The sequence below is a fragment of the Pseudomonas sp. FH1 genome, assembly GCF_000510895.2.
GTDB classification, from domain to species: domain Bacteria; phylum Pseudomonadota; class Gammaproteobacteria; order Pseudomonadales; family Pseudomonadaceae; genus Aquipseudomonas; species Aquipseudomonas azotoformans_A.
Genome location: NZ_AOHM01000036.1, coordinates 1 through 14,186 on the forward strand (window position 1 = coordinate 1; position 14,186 = coordinate 14,186).

Below are 14,186 nucleotides of genomic sequence, written 5' to 3' on the forward strand. Positions count from 1 at the left end.
CCTCCTGAAGATAGGTCAGAAGGCGTAAACCTTATTCAGGACGGGACAGAGAAATAAAAAAGGCCCCGGACTCTTTACGAGCCGGGGCCTTTAACGTTTCGAACAGGCAAAAAAAAACCCGGAAATCCTCACTTGCGTGGGCCTTCCGGATTTTCTAAACCGCCAAAAATGGTGGGTCGTGTGGGATTCGAACCTACGACCAATTGGTTAAAAGCCAACTGCTCTACCAACTGAGCTAACGACCCGCTGTGTGGTGGCGCGTATAATACTGATTTCTAAGGATTATTCAACACCTTATTTGAAATAAATCAGAAATAACGCGTTGGGTCAGTAATTCCGGCCGCTTGGAAGCCTTCTGCACGCAGTCGGCAGCTGTCGCATTTCCCACAAGCACGGCCGTCATCGTCTGCCTGATAGCAGGAAACAGTCAGCGAATAATCTACGCCGAGTCCTACACCAGCCTTGACGATATCGGCCTTGCTCAGGTTTTGCAGCGGCGCCAGGATACGGAAACCCTGCCCTTCTACACCGGCTTTAGTCGCCAGGTTGGCCATGCGCTCGAACGACTCGACGAACTCTGGGCGGCAGTCCGGGTAACCGGAGTAATCCACTGCGTTGACGCCGATGAAGATGTCGCGGGCGTTGAGCACTTCTGCCCAGCCGAGGGCCAGGGACAGGAACACGGTGTTGCGTGCCGGCACATAGGTCACCGGGATACCTTCGCTGGGCGCTTCCGGCACATCGATGCTGCTGTCGGTCAGCGCGGAGCCACCGATGCCGTTGAGGTTCAGTCCGATCACTTTGTGCTCGACCACGCCCATCTCACGGGCGACACGCGCGGCGGCGTTCAGCTCGGCGCGGTGACGCTGGCCGTAGTCGAAGCTCATGGTGTAGCAGCTGTAGCCTTGCGCCTGGGCCATGGCCACCACGGTGGCGGAGTCGAGGCCGCCGGATAGCAGGATTACCGCGCGTTTTTGATCCATTGTGTGTTCAGTCATATCAGCGTCCTGGCTCGTCGTTCCAAAGGTATTTATGCAGCTGCAATTGCAGGCGCACCGGTAGGTTGTCTGCAACCACCCAATCGGCGAGGTCGCGTGCATTCAGGTCATGGTGGCTTGGCGAAAACAGCACTTCGCCTGCGCGGCGGTCCAGCCCGTATTGAATCAGCTTGGAGTTCGCCCAGTCGTAGTCGTCGCGGGAACAAATGACGAACTTGACCTGGTCGTTGGCCGTCAGCAGCTCGATGTTCTCGTAGCGGTTACGGTGCGCTTCCTTGGAGTCGGGGGTCTTGAGGTCGACCACGCGGCTGACACGGGGGTCGACCGCGGAGATGTCCAGGGCGCCACTGGTCTCCAGGGAAACCTCGTAGCCGGCATCACACAGCTGCTTGAGCAACGGGATGGCATTGGGCTGAGCCAACGGCTCGCCGCCGGTCACACAGACGTAGCGCGGCTTGTAGCCGGCGACCTGCTCCAGAATGTCATCGAGGGTGCGCACCGTGCCGCCACTGAAGGCGTAGGCGCTGTCGCAGTATTGGCAACGCAGGGGGCAACCGGTCAGGCGCACAAATACTGTGGGCAGGCCAGCCGTTCGCGTTTCACCCTGCAACGAGTAAAAAACTTCGGTAATACGTAATGTGTCTTGCATAGTCGCCACGGGCGTAACAGCTAAACAGGCTGTCCGCCTCCGTCAGGCACTTAAAGGAACCCCGCCAACGCGCAGGCCCCAAAAAGCGTGTTTCATAAAAGGGCGTGGATTCTAACGAAAAAACCCGCGCCAGGCGCGGGTTTCTTCTAAACGGCTGCATCGCTTACAAGCGCTGCAGATCCCGCTGGGCCAATTGGGCAGCGGAAGTCCCCGGATACTGGGCCACAACCTGCTGCAGAATGCCTTTGACCTTGTCGGTATGACCCAGGCGGCGTTCTACGTCAGCGAGTTTGTACAGTGAATCCGGCACCTTGGCGTGCTTGGGGTACAGCTGGCTGACCTTGGCAAATGCCTGGCCCGCGCCCTGTAGATCACCCTTGGCCAGGTTGACTTCACCCAACCAGTATTGGGCATTGCCCGCGTACTGGCTGTTCGGGTATTTGCGCAGGAAAGCGGTAAATGCCTGGCTGGCCTTATCGAAATCCTTGGCTTTGATCAGGTCGAAGGCTGCATCGTAATACAGCTTTTCCTTCGCCGGATCACCCGGTTCGCTGCTCGCGGCAGGGGCTTGGCTGGCAGCCGCCCCTGCTGCTGCACCACCGGCAGCAGCGCTTGGCGCGCCACCGGCAGAAGAATTATCAGGAGTTGCGGCAGGTTGAACGCCGGCTCCAATGCGTCGATCAAGATCCTGGTAACGCTCCAGGCCTTCTTGCTTCAGCTGGTTCACTTGGTTTTGCAGTACTTCAATGGTGCCTTGTTGCTGCGCCAGTTGATCCTGCATGCGTTGCAGCTGGTTGAACAGTTCGCCCTGTGCCGAGGGAGCGGACGTAGCCGCTCCCCCCGCATAGGCGCCGTTCGTGCCATAACCCGCTGGCGGATAACTGCTCCCGCTATTGTTATAGCCAGAGTTGCTATCTTCCACAGGAACCGCAGCCCACACCGCAAGCGGTGCGAGGCTGAGAGCCAATACAGTTAGAGCACGACGGCACGTTCGCATGACGAATTACTTACGCAGTTCGACGCGACGGTTTTGAGCCCAGGACTGCTCGTCGTGGCCAGTAGCAACTGGACGCTCTTTACCGTAGGAAACCAGTTCCAGTTGGCCTGGAGCAACACCTTGCAGTACCAGGTAGCGCTGAACGGCTTTCGCACGACGCTCGCCCAGTGCCATGTTGTACTCACGAGTACCACGTTCGTCAGTGTTACCTTCCAGAACAACGCGAGCGCCGTTAGCTTTCAGGTCCTTCGCGTGAACGTCCAGAGCGCGCATGGCTTCTGGTTTCAGGTCCGAACTGTCGTATTCGAAGTAGAAAGTGGTGATAGCGCGCAGAGCAGCTTCTTCGCTCAGGGAGCCGTCAACCGCACCAGTGTTAGCGCCGTAACCAGCGTTTGGATCAACAGCTGCGCCTTCACCGGCATTGTCGCCGCCTTTAGACGAGCAACCAACGGCTACGGACAGAGCCAGAGCCAGAGCAGCAAACTTACCAAACTTCAGCATTTCCATCGTGAAACTCCTAATGAACCCCAGTGTGTTAAGTACTTCTTTTTGTAGCGCCGCGTCAGTTCAGGTAAGGGGACCAGGATGGTTCTCTGACTTCGCCTTGTGCGGTAGGAAGTGGGAGCCTTACGCGTCCATTTATGGACACGAGCATCAAGACTCCCCGGCCCTGCTGGCGGGTGGCGTAGATTACCATGGTGCCGTTGGGCGCAACAGTGGCTGACTCATCAAGGTTGGTATCTGTGAGGATTTTTACGGTTCCGCGCTGCAAATCCTGGGCCGCAACCCGGAAATTAGTGAAACCATCCTGACGGTGAATCATCACCAACGTCTTTTCATCGGCCGAAAGTTTAGGGTTGGCGTTGTAGTTGCCAATAAAGGTAACGCGTTCTGCACCACCACCATTCACATTCGCCTTATAAACCTGTGGCTTGCCGCCGCGGTCAGAGGTGAAGTAGATGGTCGAACCATCCTTGCCCCAGAACGGTTCGGTGTTGATGCCCGGGCCGCTGGTTGCGCGAGTGATCTGGCGCGAAGCCATGTTCATCACGTAGATATCCGGGTTGCCATCTTTAGACAGTACAAACGCCAGGCGCGAACCATCCGGAGACCAGGCCGGTGCACCGTTGAGGCCTTCGAAGTTGGTGATCTGCTCACGACGGCCAGTATCGATGTGCTGGACGAAGATACGCGGACGCTTCTGTTCGAAGGACACGTAGGCAATACGCTTGCCGTCCGGCGCGAAGCGCGGCGACAGGATTGGCTCACGCGATTGCAGCAAAGTCACAGCCCGCGCACCGTCGTAGTCCGAACGCTGCAAAGTGTAACGAGTGTTGTCTACGGAGAAACGCTCAGCCGTTACGTACAGCAGACGCGTCGAGAAAGCCCCCTTGATACCGGTGAGTTTTTCAAACGACTGGTCCGAGATGTAGTGGGCCATGTCGCGGATCTGCTCGGCCGTGCCCGACACGCTGCCGGTCAGAACCTGCTGCTCGGTCGCCACGTTGAACAAGGTGTAGGTGATTTGCAGACGACCACCGGCCGGCGTGATATTGCCGACCATCAGGTACTGCGCGCCTACCGCTTTCCAGTCACGGAACACGACTTCGCTGGCCTGGTTTGGCTGGCTGATCATGTTGCCTTTTGGAATCGGTGCGTAGTAACCGGAGTTGCGCAGGTCGTCGCTGACGATCTGGGCCATGTCGTCCGGCAGCACGCTGCCGCCTTGCCAACCGAACGGTACTACTGCGATCGGGGTGGCCCGATCGCTACCGCTGGTGACCAGGATGTTCTTTTCATCCGCCGCCGCTATCCCTGCCATACAGCAAATAACGACAAGCATTCCTCGAAGAAGGTTTCTCACAAGGCTAGATCCTCAGGTGTGAATGTCATCTTGAATGAACGATAGGGAGCGAAGTCGCTTGGTTTCATTCCCTGCATCTCGGTCAACCGGCCAATATTCTTGACCGCGGCAACCGCCGAACTGTCGAACGAACCGTCACCACTGGACTTGGACACGCTGACCGAAGTCACCGTACCGTCCGGCAACATGCCGATCTGCAGCACTACTGTCATGCCTTTACGTGCCGAAGGTGGACGTGTCCAACCCTCTGCTGCCCGCGCCCGAATCAGGTCGTCGAAACTGCCCGCAACTTCATCGCCACGTTCATCGGCCAAGGCTTGCTGACGCTGCGGCGTGTCGGAGAGCAAGTCTGCCAAGGCCTGGGCCTTTTTCTCTTCGGCGGATTTGCGCGCTGCTTCCTGGGCCTTTTTCTTCTGGGCATCGGCGGCAGCTTTCTTCTTCGCGTCGTCGGCGACTTTTTTCTTCGCCTCGTCTGCTTCAGCTTTTTTCTTGGCGTCTTCGGCGGCTTTCTTCTTCGCGTCTTCGACTATTTTCTTCTTGGCGTCTTCAGCGGCCTTTTTCTTGGCCTCTTCTTCAGCAGCCTTCTTGGCTTCTTCTTCAGACTTCTTCTTGGCTATATCAGCCAATTGTTTCTCTTCGGCCTTTTTGGCTTCGGCAGCTTTCTCGGCTTTCTTGGCTTCATCAGCCTTTTTCGCCTCGTCCGCTTTCTTCGCTTCGTCAGCCTTTTTCGATTCCTCGGCCTTTTGAGCCGCCTCTTCTTTCTTTTGTTCCGCAGCAGCCTTCACCGCTTCCTGCTCGACCTTCTTCTGTTCCATCTGTTCGACTTCAGTCTGGCGCGCAGCCGACTTCTGGGCCTCACCCGCAATCTTCTGATTGGTCTGGGTGGTGGCCTGACTTTTCGATTTCAGCTGATACAGGGTCGCCTGCACGATCGGCTTGGCTGGCGGCAGGTCCGGGGTCATGGCAAAGCTGACGAACAGCATGCCAAACACCAGGACGTGCAGGGCAATTGCCCAGACGCTAGGCCAGAAGAAGCTTTCCGAGGCGGACGGCTCTCGCTGTTGCTGCATCAGGGCGCCTCGGTAATCAAGCCAACGTTACCCACGCCGGCCTTCTGCAGTCCGCCCATGGCGCCCATGACGGAGCCATAGTCGACCACTTTGTCGCCGCGAATGAAGACTTGGGTGTGCTTGCCGCCTTCATTGCCAGAGCGAATGATCTTGGTCACCGCGTCGGTCATCTGCGGCAAGGTCATGGCCTTGTCCTGCTGTTTTTGGGTATCGACTTCGCTGCCAAGGTTCCAGTAATAGGTCTTGTCAGCCTTGATCGAAATGGTCAGGACCTGGGTGTTGTTGTCTTGCGGCAAGGCTTCGCTGGAAACCTTGGGCAGATCAACCTTCACGCCCTGATTGAGCATCGGCGCGGTCACCATGAAGATAACCAGCAGCACCAGCATCACGTCGATGTAAGGCACTACGTTCATCTCGGCGACCGGCTTGCGCTTTTTGCGAGCTCGAGCGATTAAAGCCATTGGGAATTACCTGCTTATTCTTCGCTGGTGTGCACTTTACGGTGCAGGATCGCCTGGAATTCGTCGGCGAAGGTGTAGTAACGGCCGATCAACGTTTCGCTGGTGGCGGCAAAACGGTTGTAGGCAATTACTGCGGGGATAGCAGCGAACAAGCCGATCGCGGTGGCGATCAGGGCTTCGGCAATACCTGGAGCCACGGTGGCCAGGGTCGCTTGCTGGGCCTGGGCCAGGCCACGGAAGGAGTTCATGATGCCCCACACGGTACCGAACAAGCCGATGTACGGGCTCACGGAACCTACGGTGGCAAGAAACGGCAAGCTTTGCTCAAGCTTCTCTTCTTCGCGGGAAATGGCGACACGCATGGCGCGGGCCACGCCTTCCATGACCGCTTCCGGGTCAACACCTGGCTGCTGGCGCAGGCGGGAGAATTCCTTGAAGCCGGCGCGGAAGATTTGCTCGACGCCCGAATCCGGGTCTGGGTTGCTGCCAGCCTGGCGGTACAGCTTGGACAGGTCGATACCCGACCAGAAGCGCTCTTCAAAGCTCTCCAGGGCACGTCGACCGGCACGCAGCAGGTTGCTGCGCTGAAAAATCATGACCCAAGAGGTAACCGATGCGGCTACCAGGGTCAGCATGACCAGTTGAACCACAACACTGGCATTGCTGACCAGGCTCCACATGGAGGAATGGTCGACGACGGTAGGTTCCACGCTAAATCTCCTGCTTTGATTGTTTACCCGCGCCGCTTACGTCGGCAAAGGCCGCACGTAGAGCTTCGGGAATGGCCCGGGGTTTCAAACTATTGGTGCGCACACAGGCCACCAGGAACTGCCCCTCACAGAGCAGCGTTGCATCCGTTGCCCGCCTGACCTGCTGCTTGAAACGCAGGCTGACACGGTTCAATTCGATTACTTCAGCGCTGACCAACAACTCGTCGTCCAGCCGCGCCGGCGCGTGATACCGCGCCTCGCTGGAATGCACGACGAATAACAGGTCCTCCCCTGCCAGCTGGGACTGGGCAAAGCCCAGTTCCCGTAGCCGCTCGGTTCGAGCCCGCTCCATGAACTTGAGGTAGTTGACGTAATACACGATGCCGCCCGCATCGGTGTCCTCGTAATAAACGCGACAGCGATGTGCGAACGACTGATCCCCGTTTTGCGCGCGCATACTCTAGTGCTTACTCCTCAGGTTGCCAATCCGGCTGGGCAACTGTTTTTTCATCCATCGAAACATTTCCAGTGACTGAATGACGACACCAGCCACTAGGACAGCACAAACCTCGGATAAATCGTCTGGCGTGAAGCTTTTAATCGTCTACTGCATCGAGGAATTCGTCTACTACAGGCATCTCGCCCAATCGTGACGGAATGTTTAACCCGAAGTGCAGATAGGCGTGACGCGTGACGACTCGCCCCCTCGGGGTACGCATGATGTAACCCTGCTGGATCAAGTACGGCTCCAGCACATCCTCAATGGTATGACGCTCCTCACTGATGGCCGCGGCCAGGCTGTCGACCCCCACCGGGCCGCCGTCGAACTTCTCGATCATGGTCAAGAGTAGACGCCGATCCTGGTGATCGAAGCCATGCTCATCCACATCCAGCAGGTTCAACGCCAGGTCGGCCACGGCCTTGGTGATGTGCCCCTTGGCCCGCACCTCGGCAAAGTCGCGCACACGTCGCAGCAAACGGTTGGCAATTCGAGGCGTACCGCGGGCCCGACGGGCGATTTCAAACGCGCCTTCCGGGTCCAGCGGCAAGCCGAGAATGCCCGCCGAACGGCTGACAATGGTCGCAAGGTCGGCCGTGCTATAGAACTCTAGACGTTGAACAATGCCGAAACGGTCTCGCAACGGGTTGGTCAACATACCCGCACGGGTGGTGGCGCCCACCAGGGTGAACGGTGGCAGGTCGAGCTTGATCGAGCGCGCTGCCGGGCCTTCGCCAATCATGATGTCGAGCTGGAAGTCCTCCATCGCCGGGTACAGCACTTCCTCGACGATTGGCGAGAGCCGGTGGATCTCGTCGATGAACAGCACGTCGTGGGGTTCAAGGTTGGTCAACAGTGCCGCCAGGTCACCCGGACGCTCCAGCACCGGGCCGGAGGTGGACTTGATCGACACGCCCATTTCCTGGGCGATGATATTGGCCAGGGTGGTCTTGCCCAACCCAGGAGGGCCGAAAATCAGCGTGTGGTCCAGCGACTCGCTGCGCCCACGCGCAGCCTGGATGAACAGCTCCATCTGCTCGCGCACGGTGGGCTGGCCGATGTAGTCGGCCAGGCTCAGGGGGCGGATGGCGCGGTCCTGGACCTCTTCACGGTCGCGCGGGCCAGTGGCTGCAATCAGACGATCAGCTTCAATCACTTAAATCATTCCCTTCAGGGCGCGGCGGATCATGTCTTCACTGCTCAGGTTCTTGTCCTTGATGGCCGACACGGCCTTGCTGGCTTCCTGCGGCTTATAGCCCAGGGAAATCAGCGCGCTGACCGCATCGCTTTCGGCGCTGGCAACCTGGCCAGCCGGCATATCCGGCTGATTCGGCACCAGGGCGAACATGCTCGGCACCACTTCCCAGGCCTTGAAGCGGTCCTTGAGCTCCACCAGCAGGCGCTCGGCAGTCTTCTTGCCGACACCCGGCACCTTGGTCAGCGCCGACGTGTCCTGGGCCGAAACGGCGCGCACCAGCTCATCCACTTCCAGGCTCGACATCAACGCCAGGGCCAGTTTCGGGCCCACCCCGTTGAGGCGGATCAGCTCGCGGAAGAAGTCACGGTCGCGCTTGCCGATGAAACCATAGAGTAGTTGCGCGTCTTCGCGCACCACCAAATGGGTGTGCAGCGTAATCGGCTCACCGACCGACGGTAGGCGATACAGGGTGGTCATGGGCACTTCCAGCTCATACCCCAGCCCGTTTACATCCAGAATCAGGTGCGGCGGCTGTTTCTCAGCCAGGGTGCCGCGCAAGCGTCCAATCACGGTTCAGATCCTTAAAGCGTGGGGTCAGCGCATGGCCTGACCGGAAATTTCGATTGCGCTGATGCTATCAGAGACGCAGGCGACCGCCACGACTGCGTGCAGTGCCCAGGCCATGTGGCAACAGGCTGGAACGGGTGTGCGCATGGCAAATGGCAATGGCCAGGGCGTCGGAGGCGTCGATCTGCGGTTTTGAGGTGAGCTTGAGCATGTGCATGACCATCATCTGCACCTGCTCTTTATTCGCCGCCCCCGTACCGACCACGGCCTGCTTGACTTGGGTCGCGGTGTATTCGGCGATTTCCATGCCCTCCTCCGCTCCAGCCACGATGGCGGCGCCACGGGCCTGGCCCAGCTTCAACGCCGAATCGGCATTTTTTGCCATGAACACCTTTTCGATGCCCATGGTGACCGGTCCGTAGGTCTGGATCACTTCACGCACGCCGCGATAGACGATCTGCAGGCGCTCGGCCAACTCGCCCGCGCCGGTGCGGATGCAGCCCGAGGCGACATAGACACAGCCGCGCGGGGTCTGTTGCACCACGCCAAAACCGGTGATGCGCGAACCGGGGTCGATACCTAGAATTAAAGTCATAACGCCTGCGGTTTTGTGGAAACACATAGATCCAATGTGGGAGCTGCTTTTGTGGCGAGGGAGCTTGCTCCCGCTCGACTGCGTAGCAGGCGCAGGCTTTTGGGGGCGCTTCGCACCCCAACGGGAGCAAGCTCCCTCGCCACAAAAGCCCGCTTCCACACTGGACTTTCATCGTTCTTAGGTAAGCTGTGCAGCGACTTCTTCCGGGATATCCGCGTTGGAATACACATTCTGCACATCATCCAAATCTTCCAGCATATCCAGCATCTTCAGCACTTTCTGCGCACCGTCCAGGTCCAGCTCGGCGCTGGTGGTCGGCAGCATCACGATCTCCGCGTCAGTGCCTTTGAAGCCAGCGGCTTCCAGCGCATTGCGCACGGCGTAGAAGCTGGCGAACGAGGTGAACACGTCGATGGAGCCGTCTTCGTTGGTCACCACGTCGTCGGCATCCGCCTCCATCGCGGCCTCCATCAGCGCATCTTCATCCGTGCCGGGTGCAAAGGTGATCTGCCCCTTGCGCTCGAACAGGTAAGCCACCGAACCGTCGGTGCCGAGGTTGCCACCGCACTTGCTGAACGCATGACGTACGGCTGCCGCGGTGCGGTTGCGGTTGTCGGTCATGCACTCGACCATCACCGCCACGCCGCCCGGGCCGTAGCCTTCGTAGCTCAGCTCGACCATGTCGTCGGTGTCGGCAGCACCAGCGCCACGGGCCACGGCGCGGTCGATGATGTCGCGGCTCATGTTGGCGCCCAGCGCCTTGTCCAACGCCAAGCGCAGGCGCGGGTTGGAGCCGGGGTCACCACCGCCCTGGCGGGCGGCGACGGTCAGCTCGCGAATCCACTTGGTGAATATCTTGCCTTTCTTGGCATCCTGACGCTCTTTGCGGTGCTTGATGTTCGCCCACTTGGAATGGCCAGCCATAACACAACTCCGAAATTCTGTAGAAACCTTGATCACCCCCGCCCCAGGCGAGGAATAGTCCTTTAACGCAAAGGCGCATCCGAAGATGCGCCTTTTTAGACTGCGTAAACCTCAGTGCGCTTTCACGCAGCAGCCTTACTCAGCCTTAGGCGTCTCGCGCAGGCGGATGTGCAGTTCGCGCAATGCCTTGGCATCCACCACACCTGGCGCCTGGGTCATGACGTCCGCAGCGCTCTGGGTTTTCGGGAAGGCGATCACTTCACGGATCGACTGGGCGCCGGTCATCAGCATCACCAGACGGTCCAGGCCGAACGCCAGGCCACCGTGCGGCGGTGCGCCGTATTTCAGGGCGTCGAGCAGGAAGCCGAATTTCTCTTCCTGTTCCGCTTCGTTGATGCCCAACAGGCGGAACACCGCTTGTTGCATCTCTTTACGGTGGATACGGATCGAACCGCCACCCAGCTCAGTGCCGTTGAGCACCATGTCGTAGGCACGGGACAAAGCGCCTGCCGGGTTGGCTTCCAGCTCAGCCGGCGAGCACTTCGGCGCGGTGAACGGGTGGTGCAAGGCGCTGAAGCTGCCGTCGTCGTTCTCTTCGAACATCGGGAAGTCAACGACCCACATCGGGGCCCATTCACAGGTCAGCAGGTTCAGGTCGTGACCCAGCTTGATCCGCAGCGCGCCCAGGGCCTCGCTGACGATCTTGGCTTTGTCGGCGCCGAAGAACACGATGTCGCCGTCGACTGCACCGACGCGATCAAGGATCGCGTTCAGGTTGTCCAGCGGGATGTTTTTAACGATCGGCGATTGCAGTCCTTCAACACCGTTGGCGCGCTCGTTGACCTTGATGTACGCCAGGCCCTTGGCACCGTAGATGCCGACGAACTTGGTGTAGTCGTCGATCTGCTTGCGCGGCATGCTCGCGCCGCCAGGCACGCGCAGGGCGGCGATGCGGCACTTAGGGTCGTTGGCCGGGCCGCTGAACACCTTGAAGTCGACTTCCTTGAGTTGGTCGGCCACGTCCACCAGTTCCAGCGGGTTACGCAGGTCTGGCTTGTCGGAACCGTAGCGGCGCATGGCTTCTTCGAAGGTCATGTGCGGGAAGTCGCCGAATTCCAGGTCCAGCACTTCCTTGAACAGGTTGCGGATCATCTGCTCGGTCAGGCCCATGATCTCTTTTTCATCGAGGAAGCTGGTCTCGATGTCGATCTGGGTGAATTCCGGCTGGCGGTCGGCGCGCAGGTCTTCGTCACGGAAGCACTTGGCGATCTGGTAGTAACGGTCGAAGCCGGCCACCATCAGCAGTTGCTTGAACAGCTGCGGCGACTGCGGCAGGGCGAAGAACGAACCCGCGTGGGTACGGCTCGGCACCAGGTAGTCACGCGCGCCTTCCGGGGTGGCCCGGGTCAGGATCGGGGTTTCTACGTCCAGGAAGCCGTTTTCGTCGAGGAAGCGGCGGATGCTGGTGGTCATGCGCGAACGCAGGCGCAGCTTCTCTGCCATTTCCGGACGACGCAGGTCCAGGAAGCGATAGCGCAGGCGGGTTTCTTCGCCGACGTCGGAGTATTCGTTGAGTGGGAACGGCGGGGTTTCCGACTCGTTCAGCACTTCCAGCTCGTAGCCCAGCACTTCGATGCCGCCGGAGGCCATGTTCTTGTTCACGGCGCCTTCCGGACGCAGGCGAACCTTGCCGGTGATCTTCACGACGTATTCGCTGCGCACGCGGTCGGCAGCGGCGAAGCTTTCGGCGCGATCCGGGTCGAACACCACCTGGGCCAGACCATCACGATCACGGATGTCGAGGAAGATCACCCCGCCGTGGTCGCGGCGACGGTGAACCCATCCGCAAAGGGTGATTTCCTGACCTTCCAGGGTCTCGTTCAGTTGGCCGCAATAGTGGCTGCGCATCATGGTCGTGGTTTCACTTCTCGTAATTCGTAATTCGGTGGAGGCTTGCCTCGTCACCGTACATTAAAGCAGGGGACGGATAATGCAGGAGCCTGCGCGTAGAGTTCAACTCAGTCTGCTTTGTCGCCGCCCGCCAGATTCTTCTTCGAGCCGGTCTTGAAGTCGGTCTCGTACCAGCCGCTGCCGCTCAGGCGGAAGCCTGGCATGGACAACATTTTCTTGAGCTCCGGCGCTTGGCAGGCCGGGCAATCGACCAGCGGCGCGGCGCTGATCTTCTGAATGGCTTCCAACTGATGACCACAGGAAGCACATTGATAGTCGTACATGGGCATGGCGATGTCTCGGCGATCAGAACGTTACTGCGCCACGCCTGCTCCGGAACAACCCCGGCACGCGCAGCAAAGCGCGGGATTATATCTGGTAAATCGAGGCAGCGCAGCCGGCTTTCTGCCCCGGGGCCTTGCCCGCCTCAAAGGAAGGCTGACCCCGAAGCCCGGTGGCTAAGAAGGTTGAACACGCTCTTTCAAGGCGTGAACCACACACACCACCCTGACCAACCCACTGAAGTTCTTCACCCCGCCATGACGCAAGTGCACTTCCCGATCCACATAGGACAGCAACGCACTGACCGAACAGGCGTTGATCCTGGCAATCTCCGTGAGGATATTCCAATAGATCTGCTCCAGCCGCAGGCACGTGGAAAACCCGTTGAGCCTTACCGACCGGGACAATGGCTTGGCAAGCCCCATGTCGAACCCTTTTGCAAAGGGGTCGACCTTTATTTTATGAAAACCACTGGTTTCCATGATTCCATTACCCACTCCACGTGACATACACCTGACACTCCATTGCCAAACAGCCGCCCATGGGATGTCCCATTAGGCAATGGCCTTATAAAACCGCAGGCAGAGTGCAGCAGCCAGAAGACGCGACGTTGATAGGCGTAGGACAACGCCAGGAAATGCGCGGAAACAAGCGAGCGGCGCCGGGAAGACGCCGCCAAGGGTAGTTGTTTACTTATTTTCGAGCAGGGAACGCAGCATCCACGCGGTTTTCTCGTGAACCTGCATGCGCTGGGTCAACAGGTCGGCCGTCGGCTCATCGCTGACCTTGTCGAGCAGCGGGAAGATGCCGCGCGCGGTGCGCGTGACCGCTTCCTGACCTTCTACCAGTTGCTTGATCATGTCTTCAGCATTCGGCACGCCTTCTTCTTCCTTGATGGAAGAAAGACGCGCGTAGACCGAGTAGGCACCCGGCGCCGGGAAACCCAATGCACGGATACGCTCGGCAATGGAGTCCACCGCCAGCGCCAGCTCGTTGTATTGCTCTTCGAACATCAGGTGCAACGTGCGGAACATAGGGCCCGTGACGTTCCAATGGAAGTTGTGGGTCTTCAGGTACAGTACATAGGTATCGGAAAGCAGTCGCGAAAGCCCGTCGACGATGGATTTACGATCTTCTTCACTGATACCGATATCGATTGCCATGTTTATCCCCTTCAATTGACAAGCATTCATTGATCAGGTGCAGGTCCACTCTAGCAAGTGTGCCGGTGATGCGCAGCCCGGCGCGGCAATTCGCCCCGCCCCGGCCGGTGAAAACGACACAGTCTAAGCCTTGGGCCCATGTAGGAAATCTCCCAGAAGGCCGCTTGAAAAGCCCGCACGTGTCTAGGACAAGCGTTTGACGCAGAAATGCCGTCGCCCTTGCAACACCTCGAAATGCTTGATTTGAGTAGGCACAGCC

17 protein-coding genes and 1 tRNA gene are annotated in these 14,186 nt (G+C 59.0%); all 18 read right to left on the reverse strand.

All coding sequences use genetic code 11. The features are described from left to right. Window positions 1-169: 169 nt before the first annotated feature. The 18 genes from H096_RS12325 to H096_RS12410 all read right to left on the reverse strand — a co-directional run bounded on the left by H096_RS12325 (window position 170) and on the right by H096_RS12410 (window position 13,927). A tRNA-Lys gene (locus H096_RS12325) sits at window positions 170-245 on the reverse strand. A 63-nt stretch (window positions 246-308) separates the two neighbouring features. Then, a complete protein-coding gene (gene queC, locus H096_RS12330) occupies window positions 309-983 on the reverse strand; it encodes a 7-cyano-7-deazaguanine synthase QueC (RefSeq protein ID WP_028617741.1) in 675 nt (224 codons plus the stop codon). Window positions 984-999: 16 nt separating this feature from the next. Next, entirely contained in the window at window positions 1,000-1,647 is a 648-nt protein-coding gene (gene queE / locus H096_RS12335; protein WP_010208116.1) for a 7-carboxy-7-deazaguanine synthase QueE, read from the reverse strand. 163 nt (window positions 1,648-1,810) lie between these two features. After that, on the reverse strand, window positions 1,811-2,644 hold the full coding sequence (gene ybgF / locus H096_RS12340; RefSeq protein WP_016975447.1) for a tol-pal system protein YbgF: 834 nt from the start codon (window positions 2,642-2,644) through the stop codon (window positions 1,811-1,813). 6 nt (window positions 2,645-2,650) lie between these two features. Next, window positions 2,651-3,151, reverse strand: a complete 501-nt coding sequence (gene pal / locus H096_RS12345; protein WP_003209827.1) for a peptidoglycan-associated lipoprotein Pal — start codon at window positions 3,149-3,151, stop codon at window positions 2,651-2,653. Window positions 3,152-3,206: 55 nt separating this feature from the next. After that, entirely contained in the window at window positions 3,207-4,487 is a 1,281-nt protein-coding gene (gene tolB, locus H096_RS12350; protein WP_033898484.1) for a Tol-Pal system beta propeller repeat protein TolB, read from the reverse strand. Between the two features lie 17 nt (window positions 4,488-4,504). Continuing rightward, window positions 4,505-5,578 (reverse strand): cell envelope integrity protein TolA, encoded by a 1,074-nt coding sequence (tolA, locus tag H096_RS12355; RefSeq protein ID WP_033898485.1) that lies wholly within the window; start codon window positions 5,576-5,578, stop codon window positions 4,505-4,507. Beyond that, a complete protein-coding gene (gene tolR / locus H096_RS12360) occupies window positions 5,578-6,030 on the reverse strand; it encodes a protein TolR (protein ID WP_161630238.1) in 453 nt (150 codons plus the stop codon). The genes tolA and tolR overlap by 1 nt, the downstream gene beginning before the upstream one ends. A 23-nt stretch (window positions 6,031-6,053) precedes the next feature. Next, complete coding sequence (gene tolQ, locus H096_RS12365; protein ID WP_015885609.1) at window positions 6,054-6,749, reverse strand: protein TolQ; 696 nt, start codon at window positions 6,747-6,749, stop codon at window positions 6,054-6,056. A 1-nt stretch (window position 6,750) separates the two neighbouring features. Further along, entirely contained in the window at window positions 6,751-7,206 is a 456-nt protein-coding gene (gene ybgC, locus H096_RS12370) for a tol-pal system-associated acyl-CoA thioesterase (RefSeq protein WP_015885610.1), read from the reverse strand. Between the two features lie 139 nt (window positions 7,207-7,345). Continuing rightward, window positions 7,346-8,404 carry a Holliday junction branch migration DNA helicase RuvB gene (ruvB, locus tag H096_RS12375; RefSeq protein ID WP_015885611.1) on the reverse strand — a complete coding sequence of 353 codons (1,059 nt, stop codon included), beginning with the start codon at window positions 8,402-8,404 and terminating at the stop codon, window positions 7,346-7,348. After that, window positions 8,405-9,016, reverse strand: coding sequence for a Holliday junction branch migration protein RuvA (ruvA, locus tag H096_RS12380; RefSeq protein ID WP_003175802.1), 612 nt, complete (start codon window positions 9,014-9,016; stop codon window positions 8,405-8,407). It lies immediately after the preceding gene. A 67-nt stretch (window positions 9,017-9,083) separates the two neighbouring features. Next, entirely contained in the window at window positions 9,084-9,608 is a 525-nt protein-coding gene (ruvC, locus tag H096_RS12385) for a crossover junction endodeoxyribonuclease RuvC (RefSeq protein WP_016975450.1), read from the reverse strand. Window positions 9,609-9,785: 177 nt separating this feature from the next. Further along, complete coding sequence (locus H096_RS12390) at window positions 9,786-10,532, reverse strand: YebC/PmpR family DNA-binding transcriptional regulator (protein ID WP_033898490.1); 747 nt, start codon at window positions 10,530-10,532, stop codon at window positions 9,786-9,788. A 135-nt stretch (window positions 10,533-10,667) separates the two neighbouring features. Further along, entirely contained in the window at window positions 10,668-12,443 is a 1,776-nt protein-coding gene (gene aspS / locus H096_RS12395) for an aspartate--tRNA ligase (RefSeq protein WP_033898492.1), read from the reverse strand. Window positions 12,444-12,550: 107 nt separating this feature from the next. Continuing rightward, complete coding sequence (locus tag H096_RS12400; RefSeq protein WP_010208103.1) at window positions 12,551-12,772, reverse strand: zinc ribbon domain-containing protein; 222 nt, start codon at window positions 12,770-12,772, stop codon at window positions 12,551-12,553. Window positions 12,773-12,940: 168 nt separating this feature from the next. After that, window positions 12,941-13,273 (reverse strand): ribbon-helix-helix domain-containing protein, encoded by a 333-nt coding sequence (locus H096_RS12405; RefSeq protein ID WP_033898493.1) that lies wholly within the window; start codon window positions 13,271-13,273, stop codon window positions 12,941-12,943. Window positions 13,274-13,453: 180 nt separating this feature from the next. After that, a complete protein-coding gene (locus tag H096_RS12410) occupies window positions 13,454-13,927 on the reverse strand; it encodes a Dps family protein (protein ID WP_033898494.1) in 474 nt (157 codons plus the stop codon). Window positions 13,928-14,186 lie beyond the last annotated feature (259 nt).

Excerpts from the sequence above, each read along its gene's own strand:
- tolA (WP_033898485.1), bottom strand. The coding sequence starts at position 5,578 with ATGCAGCAACAGCGAGAGCCGTCCGCCTCGGAAAGCTTCTTCTGGCCT.
- H096_RS12390 (WP_033898490.1), bottom strand. The coding sequence starts at position 10,532 with ATGGCTGGCCATTCCAAGTGGGCGAACATCAAGCACCGCAAAGAGCGT.
- ybgF (WP_016975447.1), bottom strand. The coding sequence starts at position 2,644 with ATGCGAACGTGCCGTCGTGCTCTAACTGTATTGGCTCTCAGCCTCGCA.
- queC (WP_028617741.1), bottom strand. The coding sequence starts at position 983 with ATGGATCAAAAACGCGCGGTAATCCTGCTATCCGGCGGCCTCGACTCC.
- ybgC (WP_015885610.1), bottom strand. The coding sequence starts at position 7,206 with ATGCGCGCGCAAAACGGGGATCAGTCGTTCGCACATCGCTGTCGCGTT.
- aspS (WP_033898492.1), bottom strand. The coding sequence starts at position 12,443 with ATGATGCGCAGCCACTATTGCGGCCAACTGAACGAGACCCTGGAAGGT.
- ruvC (WP_016975450.1), bottom strand. The coding sequence starts at position 9,608 with ATGACTTTAATTCTAGGTATCGACCCCGGTTCGCGCATCACCGGTTTT.
- queE (WP_010208116.1), bottom strand. The coding sequence starts at position 1,647 with ATGCAAGACACATTACGTATTACCGAAGTTTTTTACTCGTTGCAGGGT.
- tolB (WP_033898484.1), bottom strand. The coding sequence starts at position 4,487 with ATGCTTGTCGTTATTTGCTGTATGGCAGGGATAGCGGCGGCGGATGAA.
- pal (WP_003209827.1), bottom strand. The coding sequence starts at position 3,151 with ATGGAAATGCTGAAGTTTGGTAAGTTTGCTGCTCTGGCTCTGGCTCTG.
- H096_RS12410 (WP_033898494.1), bottom strand. The coding sequence starts at position 13,927 with ATGGCAATCGATATCGGTATCAGTGAAGAAGATCGTAAATCCATCGTC.
- H096_RS12405 (WP_033898493.1), bottom strand. The coding sequence starts at position 13,273 with ATGTCACGTGGAGTGGGTAATGGAATCATGGAAACCAGTGGTTTTCAT.
- H096_RS12400 (WP_010208103.1), bottom strand. The coding sequence starts at position 12,772 with ATGCCCATGTACGACTATCAATGTGCTTCCTGTGGTCATCAGTTGGAA.